Source organism: Thiomicrospira sp., assembly GCF_036568485.1.
Taxonomy (GTDB): Bacteria; Pseudomonadota; Gammaproteobacteria; order Thiomicrospirales; family Thiomicrospiraceae; genus Thiomicrospira.
This window is the reverse complement of the sequence record NZ_DATCSL010000014.1, coordinates 22,959-34,088: the sequence shown is the minus strand read 5'-3', so window position 1 is coordinate 34,088 and position 11,130 is coordinate 22,959. Positions and strand designations below refer to the sequence as shown.

Sequence of the window (11,130 nt, the reverse complement as noted above, 5' to 3'; positions counted from 1 at the left end):
ATTGTCATAAAGAGTCACCTGCTATTTTTGCTTTTTGCACACCACCGCTTTTCGTGGTGTGCGGGGTTTGGGGTTTCCCCAACGAAGAAGGATTCAAAATTAAGATAGTAACGAAGTGGATAGATTAAATTTTGAGTCGTTACTTCGCCCTTAGTCAGGGGGACGCCACCATCAGGCGGTAAAATAAAATGTTCTAGGAATTAGATGCAGCTGTGTTAAAGCATATCATAATTTATTGAATTGTTGTTTAGTGCTTGCTATGCTGAATAAAATTAATTATTAAGGATAAATTTGATGTCAGCATTTAGTAGTAAGTCACCTACATCTATTTTTGATAGCCAAGATTCCAATGAGTTAAAAGAACGCCAACGGTTAGAAGAGTTAAAACGCCAAGCTAAGGTTCAGCAGGTGAAGCTGGATAAACGATTAAACAAGCAGAAGATTCTAATGGGGGCATTTTTGGGTCAAGTATTGGCAACTGAAGGTGAAACTGAGCAAATGATTCGAGATTACTTCGCCATTCACTTTCCAGATTTTTTAACAAGGAAATCAGATAAGTTTTTATTCAAAAGTATGATCGAGAGTTTAGGTGGTGATATAGGATTGGGTGAGGAAGAGGATCCATTTTTAGCCAACGTAAAAGAAAATAATAAAGAAGCTACTGATCAAAATACAGGCGTTGAAGGCAGAAATACTGATAGCAATAACCAAACGCAATCTGACTCTCTGGCTAATTATAGAGAACAGGATTCGCTACTAGATGACAATAGTCATGCTACTGGTGGAAGTAATCCAAACTATCATGGGTAATAGGTTATGTTTATTGAAAGCCACAAAGCTGCGCTATCAAGCTTTGATGCAAATATAGAGCCGTATATGGTCGATGGTGTAGTGGCAGATAGTGAAGGCGCTTTATCTGTGATGCTGCCACTTGCAAGAAATACGATAGCCATTAAATTTGCAGAAGATGATCATAGCGTTGCGGAAATGGTAGCTCGTGCATTTACTTTGTTTGAAAACTTCTGCACAAGCGATCAAGCATACGCTTTTTACAATGAGATGATGGAAAATCCAAAATTATATGATCGTGTGATGCAGTTCGTTACTCTGATGCTAATAGCTGATAAGCCATTAGGAACCCTTACCATAAGTAAGGCAGTGGATAAAAAACATGCAAAGCTTTTGAGTGATGTTCGGCTGGTTGGTGGAATTTTTGGGTTTTATGATAAAGAGACTAAGGTTTATACAGATGATATCACTTGCATAACTCATCTCAATGGAACAACTAAAGAGCTGACTCTGCCCCCTGAGAAGGTTTTGATGCTGATGAGCTATTACATAAATGGCCAACGTGTATTGACCATGATGCCCTGGTGATGGGTTTAGGTTAAAGTGCAGTTGCACAGGATCATGGATAGTCTTTTACATATCAGCATAAAACTTCTGGATAAAGTCACGAGTCTTGCTCATGAGTCGCTCGTGAAGGGGTTTGCGCTCAAATAGCTTAACTTTATAGTTAGGTAGCGCTTTCACTTCGTTACGGTCAGGTAGCCGCTTGCTAGTCTTATACTTTCTGAGGATCTCTTGCATGACATCGGCTTTCAGATTGTTATCTTTACATAGCTCTTGGTACGCAGCCTCCTTCTCTACGTCCCAAAAGTGTGCAAAAGCCTCCTCTACTGTCTGACCATCTGGCATTTTAGGCATCTGCTCCTTGATGAACTTTTGGATAAGCTCTTGCTTGTCGCGGAAGGTCGGCTCATTCATGATTAAATCGTTCACCTGGGCTTGGTACTGGGCTGCCTTCTCTTCGTTGCCATCGTCTTGCTGCTTATTGGCTTGCTTGAGTAGCTCTAGTATGTAGCCGACATTGATACGATCGCTATGTAGCATTTCAATCTGAAAGTTGATGTCATCGAGTATTGAGGTTTTATCCTGGCTATTCTTGTTCTGGGTGCGAATGTTGCGGTATAGGTCTATATATTTACTGGCAAAATTGGCGAAGTCTTCTTTATTCAGATCTGTATCAGCCTGGTCGTAGTCTACGAAGGTACCTAACTGCTCGTTATAGCGCATCACTTCACGAAAGGCTTTGATAAATGCTAACTGCTCATCTTCAATCTCTAGTGTATCAACGGCCTTATAATCAGCGCAGATGTCTAAGAGATTCTTGGCAGCTTGATCGTAGTGCTTTCGTAGCTCATGCATTTCAGGAATGACGGCGATATCTTTCGCTTGCTTGTTGGCAAACAGGGCTAGAGCGTCGTCGGTGTTTTGTTTTAGGTTACGAAAGCAGACGATATTACCGAAGGGTTTTTTGTCGTTATAAATACGATTGGTGCGTGAGAAGGCTTGTACTAATCCGTGATACTTTAGGTTTTTATCCACGTATAGCGTATTTAAGGTTTTGGCGTCGAATCCTGTCAGAAACATGTTCACGACGATCAGAATATCGATCTTGCGCTGCTTTACTTTGGTGGCAATATCACGATAGTAAGGGTAGTAGTTCTTGCCTGAATCAAAGTTTGTAGCGAATGTATGATTGTATTGGCCAATGTAGCGATCTAACTTGTCGCGGCGGCTCTCATCGATTTGGGCAGGGGTTTCAAAGCTGGACTCTGCAATGAGCCCATTGTCTTCGAAACTGGCATCGGTCGCTTCGTTGGCCGCATAAGAAAATATCGTAGCAATGGTGAGTGGCTTGAATGTAGGGTCATCGGCTTGCTTTTGCGCTTGAATACGCTCAAAAGCGTCGTAGTACTGCGTGAGTATATCAACGGAGCTGACGCAAAATATAGCGTTAAACTCGCGGCGTTTGGTCTTGGTGTCGTGCTTTTCGATGATATAGCGAGCGATATCATCAATGCGTTTAGGGTCGTTATAGACCTCTTGAGTGTCAATGGCGGTGACTTTTTCATCGGCAGCACTGTCGTTTTTGGTGAATTTACCCACATAGTCAATCTGAAAGGGCAGCACGTTTCTGTCACGAATGGCATCCACGATGGTGTAGCGGTGCAAGCACTCATCAAATAGGTAGGCGGTAGTGAGCTTAAGCCCAGCTTTGTTGTGAGCGTTGTCAATCAATATGGGTGTGCCAGTAAAGCCGAACATCTGCGATTGTTGAAAAAAGCGTTTGATGTTTCGGTGCGTTTCACCAAATTGGCTGCGGTGACATTCATCAAAGATAAAGACGACTTTTTTGTCTTGTAAGTAGCGGATTTTTTCTTGATGGCGCTCTGATTTGATAGCGCGGTTGAGCTTTTGAATGGTGGTGACGATTAGCTTGTCGTGGGTCTCGCCGAGCTGCTTGACTAAGTTTTTGGTATTGGTGGTACTGTCTACGCTGCCGTCTTTAAAGGCGTTGAACTCATTGGCGGTTTGGGTGTCCAAATCATTTCTATCGACAACGAACACCACTTTTTCGACATCGGGTAGCCCCATGATGATTTGACTGGCTTTAAATGAGGTCAGCGTTTTGCCTGATCCTGTGGTATGCCAAATATAGCCGTTTTTGTCTGATGTGGTGGCGCGCTCAATTAGGCGCTTGGTTGCGTGGACCTGATAGGGCCTGAGTACCATCATGGTCTTTGAGGACTCATAAAGCACGATAAACTGAGCGATCATCTCGGTAAGGTGCGTGGGGGTTAAAAACACCTCAGCAAAATCAACGATTTCATTGATCGGTTTGTTGTCGCTGTCCGCCCAGGGAAAGGTGAAATTAAAGTGCTGAGTGCCTTTGGCATAGTAGCGCGTGTTTGCGCCATTACTGATGACGAACAGCTGAACGAACTCAAATAAGCCATGTCCTGCCTTGTAGGCGGCTTTTGAGTAACGCATGGTCTGATGGAACGCTTCGGCAATCTCAATGCCGCCACGGCGCTTGAGCTCGATTTGCACTAGGGGCAAGCCGTTAACCAAGATGGTGACATCAAAGCGACTGGTGCGCCCGTTTTGGCTGCTGTGGTCAACCATAATCTGATTGCTCAGCTGCCAAATGTTGTCCTTGGCGTCTGGCCAAAAAAACTGGATATGGCGTGAGCTGCCATCATCGAACTTGATGTTGAACTTATCGCGCAGTTTTTTGGCACGCTCAAAGGCGCTGCCACTGCCAAGATGACTGATAACTTGCTTCCACTCATCATCAGATAATGGCTGATCCAGCTTGTTGGCGCGGACGATTTGCGTCTTTAGGTTGGCAAGGAGTGCCGCCTCGGTGGTGATGATAACGCGATCATAGCCTAGGCGCTCCATTTGCGTCATTAGGCTGTCTTCGAGTTGGTACTCACTTTGCTCAGTCATGTTATACCTTATACAAACATTTGCTGTAATAAGCCTTTTTTCCACGTTTTGGCGTGGTCGATTTGCTCGGCGACGTTGTCAATTTTTTGGTCAATGGCAGTTAAGAAGCTGGCGATTTTGGTTTGTTCGGGTAGAGATGGCATCGCTAAATCTAACTTATTAAGGTTTGTTTTTGATATCCCCAACACTGAAATGCCAGTTGCTAAAACCTTTATTTGCTTTCTGATTTTCTCGGCTTGCATCATGTAACCACAAAAACCTGTAGCGTAAGTTTGATTTGGTCTAGCAATATATGTATGAAGTCCAGCCACTGCTTTCTTTCCATCAAGGTTGATAATTTCTAAGGTTTTTCCAATATCGTCATAATCTTCAGAGGCATCCGCAATGATCAAATCACCAATTTGTAAAAACTGATCACTTTTTATCTTTAAAGCATCTGTCTTATTTTTAATAAATGATACATCTTCTTTTGTTGTATCGAATAAGGTTGAAAACTTAGTATGAATATCACCATAATGGATATTCATCACATTACCCTGCTCTGATAGCTTTGCTCTAGATAGAGAGTTAGTCATGTGAAAAGTAAAGAATTCAGAAAACTTGCTCTCTTCCCAATCCTCAAAATCACTACCATCATCAGCTTTAAAGCGCAGTTTTTGGCTAAAAATCTGCTGCATCATGCCTTTTTTATATTCAACGAGTAGCTCATGCTTTTGCGTCAGCTCGTCGATTTTGGTATCGACAGCGGATAGGAATGTGGCGATTTTGGTTTGTTCTTTTATGCTTGGGAAAAGAATTTTTATGAGTTTAATGTCTTCAACACTTACATTAGCTTGATTTCCAGTTCCACCTTTAGCAGCATTGAAAAAATGGTAGTAAAAAATACTAGTTGAAACTCGATAGTGTAGAAATTTAGAAGTAGACTCTTCTTCCTTACCTTTTATTCTTACTAATCTTTGATTAAGAAGATACTTGTCATTTTTGTTTATTTCTACGCTGTAACCGTAATCCTTTTTTCCCACTGTTCCAGTAAGAGTTAAAACAATGTCACCTTTGGATAAAAGGTATTTCTCAGTTTTTTTATTAATTGACTGCCAATATGACGGATTTCTATTTATATCTAGTTTGTTTTTATAAATATTCGACATCTTTATCAATTGATATTGACATATATTATTACTCATTAACTTACTACTAAAAGCATATCCTGCTAGAAAATCGGCTTTATCTTTCAACTGCGTCAGTTGCCATTTTTCATAAAATCCTTTAAACCGCAATTTTGGCGTTGCCATCACATTACATCCTTATCTTGTATCACCAGTAGATTCATCACCAGACGGATGAGCACCTCTTTTTGAGTGGGGTCTGATTCGGCGATCAGCAGTGTGAGCGCTGCAAGCCCCGTATCATTGATAATGGCTGTACCCTCATCATTAAATAAGCGGTTGTTACGGTATAAAAAATCAACAAACAAGAACGCCGCACTGCGCTTGTTACCATCAGCAAAAGGATGGTTTTTGACGACAAAATATAACAGATGCGCCGCCTTGGATTCGATACTGGGGTAAACTTCCTCACCAAACGCCGTTTGTTGAATATTACCCAATATGGCAGCCAGTCCATCACCGCGAGGCTTAGCAAATAGCTCTGTGGCCTCTTTTTTATCCATCAGGTTTGATTTGAGCTGATTCAGTGCTTGCATGGCACTTGGTGCGTCTAAAACCTCGCCGCCTGGTTGCCCCACAGGCTCATGCAACAAACCCTCATCGTAGCGCTGCAACCATAAAAAAGTTTGGGTGTAGCGGCTGATGATCTCGACCAACCCCAGCGCGCTGTCTTTGCTATGCTGCTCAGATTGAGCCGTTTTTTTGATTAAGGCGATGGCTTGCTCAAGCTCAGCGGTGTTTTGCTGCAAACGCTGTTGATTAATGCTAAAGCCTTGGATGAGATGCTCTTTTAAGATGCGCGTCGCCCATTTGCGAAACATCACGCCTTGCTTGGATTTGATGCGATAACCCACGCTGATAATGACGTCCAAATCATATAAGGTCACGGGTTTGTCAGAAAAAGCAATTTGCACTTTTTGCAAATTGCTTTTTGGATCCACCTCTTCATCACCAATCGCGTTATTGATATGGCGTGAAATCACTGAAACATCACGGCCAAACAGATCACTCATTTGGGCTTGGCTTAGCCATACGGTATCTTGCTCAACATTCACTTCAAGGCTGACTTGGTTGTCTACTTGATATAGCTGGATTTGACTGGCTACGCTACTCATGACTCTACCTTAAAGGGCGAATCAATGCCCAGCTCTTTACAAAAGCCATTGATAGTAGCGTCTGTTGCTTGGCTCTTTTTTTCTAAATCTTGCAGCGCTTTGGCAACGGCTGCGAGATCCACTTCAGGCTCAGCCTCAAACGTGTCTACATAGCGCGGAATGTTGAGATTATAGTCATTATCATGAATATCCTTTAAAGAGGCGACATGGGCAAATTTATCGACGTTTTCACGGGCTTGATAGGTCTTGATGATGGTATCGATATGCTCAGGTAGTAGCATATTTTGATTTTTTTGTTTATCAAAGCAGTCACTGGCATCGATAAAGAAGACGTCTTTATCATGCTTACGGTTCTTTTTGAAGACTAAAACAGAGGTCGGAATACTGGTGCCATAGAAGATATTGGCAGGCAGTCCAATCACTGCGTCTAAGGCATTGAGGTTTTTGATGATGTATTCACGAATATCGCCCTCGCTGGAACCGCGAAACAGGACGCCATGCGGCAATACCACTGCCATTGTGCCATTATCATCTAAGTGATGTAGCATGTGCTGGACAAAGGCCATGTCGGCTTTGGTCTTGGGCGCAAGTTTGCCATAGTCTGAGAAGCGCTCATCTTGAAGCAACAAGGGATCAGCTGACCACTTCGCAGAGAAAGGCGGATTGGCCACAATGGCATCAAAGCGCATTCCGACGTGCTGCGGACGCTTGAGCGTGTCTTCTTGCTTGATATCAAACTTGGTAAAGTTCACGTCATGCAAAATCATGTTCATGCGTGCTAGGTTATAGGTGGTGCGGTTCATCTCTTGACCGTAGATTCTATCTACGTCATTCGCCTCACGCTTGACGCGCAGCAGCAAAGAACCCGAGCCACACGTAGGGTCATAGACTGAGCTTATGGTGTCCTTGCCGCTGGTTACGATTTTGGCAAGTAACGTGGATACCATCTGCGGCGTGTAAAACTCTCCCGCTTTTTTGCCTGCGCCACTGGCAAACTCACCGATCAGATACTCATAAGCATCACCTAACACATCGCTTTCGGTGTTACTCAGATCAAAATCAATGGCATCTAGGTGGCTTAGTACTTTGACGATCAGCTCATTGCGGTCATCAGGGCTGTTGCCAAGCTTGGTTGAGGTAAGATCTATGTCTTCAAATAGGTTAGCAAAATCTTCTTCTGAGTCTGTGCCTAATGTGCCCTGCTCGATGGCCTTTAGCGTATCAGCCAAATCATCAAGAATGAATGCCTGGTCTTGTTTGCCGCGTTTGGCCAGTTGATGAAACAGCTGATTGGGTGCAAGCGCGTAGCCAATCTCATCAATGGCGTTTTCTTTGACTTCCTCGATATATTCAAGATGCTCAGGATTACTGGTGTCAAAATTTGCAAAGTTATCGAAGCCTTCGCCTTCTTCAGCCAAGATATTATTGGCAAAGCGGATGAATTTATCAGATAAGTATTTATAAAAAATAAACCCTAATATGTAGTCCCGAAACTCATCTGCACCCATCTTACCGCGTAGGTCGTTGGCAATATTCCAAAGCTGCTTTTTTAGCTGTTGAAGCTGTTGTGATTGACTCATGATTATCCTAAATTAACATCGTTAGGTGTATAGGTGTATAGGTGTATAGGTGTATATATATACCTACAATAAATTATTAAAAATCAACGCTATGGATGGACATTAACGCTCATTCAGCCGTGACTCAATCATCTCAGTGAGTAGCTTAGTGACGGTTGTGCGATTATCAAGGACGTATTGTTTAAGCTCAAAGTAGGTATCTTCATCAAGATTGAAATTGACTCGTGTGCTCTTTTTAGGCTTATCAGTGACGTCAGACAACTCAAGCGCGTCTTTTTTATCTTTACTTGGGCGGCCAGCTTTCATAACTCTACTTCCTTATCAAAAAACGTTTTAACCTCGTTGACCAGTTGCGTGATCTCAGTCACGGCACTGCTCTTAGCAGATTCTGTCTCAAATACCGTTTTGCCAACTGAAGCGCTATTTGGATAGCTGACCCGCTGCACGATTCTGGCATCAAGAACGGGCAGATTATAATCTTGTAGCACTGCGGCAACTTCTTTGCCGATGTTAGTGTTTTGGATCGCGCGAGAGACCACAAAGGCGGCTTTGAGCTTACCATCGGTCATCTCGATGCGCTGCTGCACCAAATCAACCAAATCACTGGTCGCCCATACATCATAGGGGCTTGGCTGTACGGGTATCAACACAAAGTCAGCGGCTTTTATGGCAGATAGTGCCAAATTGGTCGCTTGCGGTGAGCCATCAATTACGACGAACTCTTTATCAGAAACATTTTTTAAATCCTTATCAAGCGTTGGCCTATCAAGGCCGATAACAGGAACAGGATTGTCTTCATTAACAGCTCTCCAATCGCGAGCACTGCCTTGCTGATCACTATCAACGAGTAGCACACTATGACCCTGAAGTTGTAGCCCACGTGCCAAATGCGTGGCTATCGTGGTCTTGCCGCTGCCGCCTTTTTGGTTCAGTACTGCGATTACTTTCATGGTAAAGGCCTTATGATGATTATATATTCATACACTCAAATGAGTAAGTACTCATATAAGTATATTATCGCAAAGGGCTAGTAAGCACAACTGAAAGTATTGAGCTTATTAGTATTGGACAGGTCTTGCTATTAAACCGATATGACACGTAGTAAAATGCACTGCTTAATAGCACTATGCGTGTCTAGCGAATAATTTGTATGCTAGTAGCACTATATTTGAAATAGGAGACGATCATGATTAAGTGTCATTTATCAACAATAATGGGTGAAAAGCGCCTTAAAATTGCAGATGTTGCAAGAGAAACTTCTATCAACAGAGGCACAATCACGCGTATGTATCATGAAGAAGCCACTCGAGTAGATTTAGAAGTGATTGAAAAGCTATGCCGCTATTTTGAAATTGAGGTAGGCGACCTATATGAGCTTGTTGACAATCCAGAAATATAACTTCTAAAAATACAAAATAATCTACAGTAGGTTATTTTATCTTGCAATGAGTCAAAATGCGTGTATAATTTTACCTGTAGCAGGACATTTAATTAATTAAAAAATCTAATTAACCTACAGGAGGTTATTATGTATACGTCAGCGCAGCAACCAACAACGTCATCTTGGTTTGATCACAATGTGAAGGTTTTAACCAAGCAACTTATTGAAAACTTACAAATACAGCAAGGTTCACAGCTGGCCAAAATATTGGGCGTGAATCCGATTTTCTATAATGATGAGGCGCTTCATGTATGGGTACAGCGCCAGATAGATGAGGGGTTAATCGTTGATGATGAGGCGATTGGTGTGCTTGAGGCGGCGTTTATTGATTTAATGAATGCTAAAGAAGCTGTATAAATACTTGATTAAAAGAACGAGCAAAGTTTAGCTGATCAAACTAGTAGCTAAACTTTACTCATGTTTTTACACATTATTTTAAAACTTGAAATAAATGAAAAGGCTTTGTGCTTTCAGCAAGTTGAAATAGCAATGGAGTTATATCAGCTTTTCTAAGATTAATTTTTTTAGCAATATCGTCTAGGCTCATTCCTTCTGAAGTTAACTCACTAGTTATTGTATTGAGTACTTGGGAAGTCTCTCTATCCATTGGATAAGGCTCTGACTTACGATAATTATATTTTGCTATTTCTGGGCAGAGCACTCTTGTATAAACCCACTCACTTATGAACCCTAGCTTATGCATTCTATATGCCAGTGCTACTAAAGATACGCCGAACACTTTTTTCAGCTCAATAAGATTGTTGATGGTAGGATTTACATGTCTATATTCCATTAATGCAACTTCGGGCATCAAGAACGCAGATGCAAACTCATCTGCACATCTTTCGACTACTTTTGAATCCAAGTCTTCATCAAGTGATTTACTAAAACTTTCAGACATTTTCATACTGTATATGTCTCTAACTAAATGACCTAGTTCGTGACATGCATCAAAACGACTTCTCTCCATAGTTTTTTGGTTATTAAGAAAGATAAAAGGTGTGTCATCATACCAAACGCTAAAAGCATCAATATATTCCGATTTTACAAAAATAGAAAAAATACGTATACCTTTTGACTCTAATAGAGCAATTAAGTTCCCAATAGGTTTATCACCCAGGCCCCAGTCGTAACGGAGCGAATTAGCCGCTTCTTCAGGAGATAGATGAGATAAATCAGGAAGTTCTGATTGAACAAGTTCAAACTCCTCTTCAAACCAATCATTAAGCATAAAGCCAGTAATGCCATAAGTTAAAGCTTCGGCTTTGACTTTCTTAGTCATTCTAGAACGAGATCTAAAACTAACACTATGTTCATCAATGATTGGTAAGTCACTACCTTTAAAAAAATCGATAGGGAAGCTTAGCACCCTTGAAATATCAACTAAATTAGGCTCAGTATTTCCTTTTAGATAATTTGTTAATGTTCTAGGAGTAATATTTAGCTTTTCTGCTAATTCAGCTTTGCTCACAGCTCGCCTATCGATTGCAAACTGTAATCGATTTGGATTAAACATATATTAGCCTTGA

At 41.7% G+C, this 11,130-nt stretch carries 11 protein-coding genes; 4 read left to right on the top strand and 7 right to left on the bottom strand.

Going from position 1 to position 11,130, the window contains the following annotated elements; all coding sequences use genetic code 11:
• The first annotated feature begins 294 nt into the window (after positions 1-294).
• Together VIM91_RS01695 and VIM91_RS01690 are read left to right on the top strand one after the other, a co-directional pair.
• Positions 295-810: a hypothetical protein gene (locus VIM91_RS01695; RefSeq protein WP_331863088.1), complete on the top strand. Its 516-nt coding sequence runs from the start codon at positions 295-297 to the stop codon at positions 808-810.
• A 6-nt stretch (positions 811-816) separates the two neighbouring features.
• On the top strand, positions 817-1,377 hold the full coding sequence (locus VIM91_RS01690) for a hypothetical protein (protein WP_331863087.1): 561 nt from the start codon (positions 817-819) through the stop codon (positions 1,375-1,377).
• Between the two features lie 45 nt (positions 1,378-1,422).
• Here VIM91_RS01690 and VIM91_RS01685 read toward each other — a convergent pair whose 3' ends face one another.
• The 6 genes from VIM91_RS01685 to parA all read right to left on the bottom strand — a co-directional run bounded on the left by VIM91_RS01685 (position 1,423) and on the right by parA (position 9,110).
• Positions 1,423-4,299 carry a type I restriction endonuclease subunit R gene (locus tag VIM91_RS01685; RefSeq protein WP_331863086.1) on the bottom strand — a complete coding sequence of 959 codons (2,877 nt, stop codon included), beginning with the start codon at positions 4,297-4,299 and terminating at the stop codon, positions 1,423-1,425.
• Between the two features lie 8 nt (positions 4,300-4,307).
• A complete protein-coding gene (locus tag VIM91_RS01680) occupies positions 4,308-5,591 on the bottom strand; it encodes a restriction endonuclease subunit S (RefSeq protein ID WP_331863085.1) in 1,284 nt (427 codons plus the stop codon).
• Positions 5,591-6,580, bottom strand: coding sequence for a virulence protein RhuM/Fic/DOC family protein (locus tag VIM91_RS01675; protein ID WP_331863084.1), 990 nt, complete (start codon positions 6,578-6,580; stop codon positions 5,591-5,593). The genes VIM91_RS01680 and VIM91_RS01675 overlap by 1 nt, the downstream gene beginning before the upstream one ends.
• On the bottom strand, positions 6,577-8,160 hold the full coding sequence (locus VIM91_RS01670) for a type I restriction-modification system subunit M (protein ID WP_331863083.1): 1,584 nt from the start codon (positions 8,158-8,160) through the stop codon (positions 6,577-6,579). The genes VIM91_RS01675 and VIM91_RS01670 overlap by 4 nt, the downstream gene beginning before the upstream one ends.
• Positions 8,161-8,262: 102 nt before the next feature.
• On the bottom strand, positions 8,263-8,466 hold the full coding sequence (locus VIM91_RS01665; protein WP_025643755.1) for a hypothetical protein: 204 nt from the start codon (positions 8,464-8,466) through the stop codon (positions 8,263-8,265).
• Positions 8,463-9,110, bottom strand: a complete 648-nt coding sequence (gene parA, locus VIM91_RS01660; protein WP_025643757.1) for a ParA family partition ATPase — start codon at positions 9,108-9,110, stop codon at positions 8,463-8,465. The genes VIM91_RS01665 and parA overlap by 4 nt, the downstream gene beginning before the upstream one ends.
• A gap of 236 nt (positions 9,111-9,346) precedes the next feature.
• On the opposite strand from parA, the gene VIM91_RS01655 reads away from it, so the two are divergent.
• Positions 9,347-9,559: a helix-turn-helix domain-containing protein gene (locus VIM91_RS01655; protein WP_025643759.1), complete on the top strand. Its 213-nt coding sequence runs from the start codon at positions 9,347-9,349 to the stop codon at positions 9,557-9,559.
• A gap of 129 nt (positions 9,560-9,688) precedes the next feature.
• Positions 9,689-9,958 (top strand): hypothetical protein, encoded by a 270-nt coding sequence (locus VIM91_RS01650; RefSeq protein ID WP_025643761.1) that lies wholly within the window; start codon positions 9,689-9,691, stop codon positions 9,956-9,958.
• Between the two features lie 73 nt (positions 9,959-10,031).
• On the opposite strand, the gene VIM91_RS01645 is transcribed toward VIM91_RS01650, so the two are convergent.
• Positions 10,032-11,117 (bottom strand): ImmA/IrrE family metallo-endopeptidase, encoded by a 1,086-nt coding sequence (locus tag VIM91_RS01645; protein WP_025643762.1) that lies wholly within the window; start codon positions 11,115-11,117, stop codon positions 10,032-10,034.
• Positions 11,118-11,130: the final 13 nt, after the last annotated feature.

Excerpts from the sequence above, each read along its gene's own strand:
- VIM91_RS01695 (WP_331863088.1), top strand. The coding sequence starts at position 295 with ATGTCAGCATTTAGTAGTAAGTCACCTACATCTATTTTTGATAGCCAA.
- VIM91_RS01690 (WP_331863087.1), top strand. The coding sequence starts at position 817 with ATGTTTATTGAAAGCCACAAAGCTGCGCTATCAAGCTTTGATGCAAAT.
- VIM91_RS01685 (WP_331863086.1), bottom strand. The coding sequence starts at position 4,299 with ATGACTGAGCAAAGTGAGTACCAACTCGAAGACAGCCTAATGACGCAA.
- VIM91_RS01680 (WP_331863085.1), bottom strand. The coding sequence starts at position 5,591 with ATGGCAACGCCAAAATTGCGGTTTAAAGGATTTTATGAAAAATGGCAA.
- VIM91_RS01675 (WP_331863084.1), bottom strand. The coding sequence starts at position 6,580 with ATGAGTAGCGTAGCCAGTCAAATCCAGCTATATCAAGTAGACAACCAA.
- VIM91_RS01670 (WP_331863083.1), bottom strand. The coding sequence starts at position 8,160 with ATGAGTCAATCACAACAGCTTCAACAGCTAAAAAAGCAGCTTTGGAAT.
- VIM91_RS01665 (WP_025643755.1), bottom strand. The coding sequence starts at position 8,466 with ATGAAAGCTGGCCGCCCAAGTAAAGATAAAAAAGACGCGCTTGAGTTG.
- parA (WP_025643757.1), bottom strand. The coding sequence starts at position 9,110 with ATGAAAGTAATCGCAGTACTGAACCAAAAAGGCGGCAGCGGCAAGACC.
- VIM91_RS01655 (WP_025643759.1), top strand. The coding sequence starts at position 9,347 with ATGATTAAGTGTCATTTATCAACAATAATGGGTGAAAAGCGCCTTAAA.
- VIM91_RS01650 (WP_025643761.1), top strand. The coding sequence starts at position 9,689 with ATGTATACGTCAGCGCAGCAACCAACAACGTCATCTTGGTTTGATCAC.
- VIM91_RS01645 (WP_025643762.1), bottom strand. The coding sequence starts at position 11,117 with ATGTTTAATCCAAATCGATTACAGTTTGCAATCGATAGGCGAGCTGTG.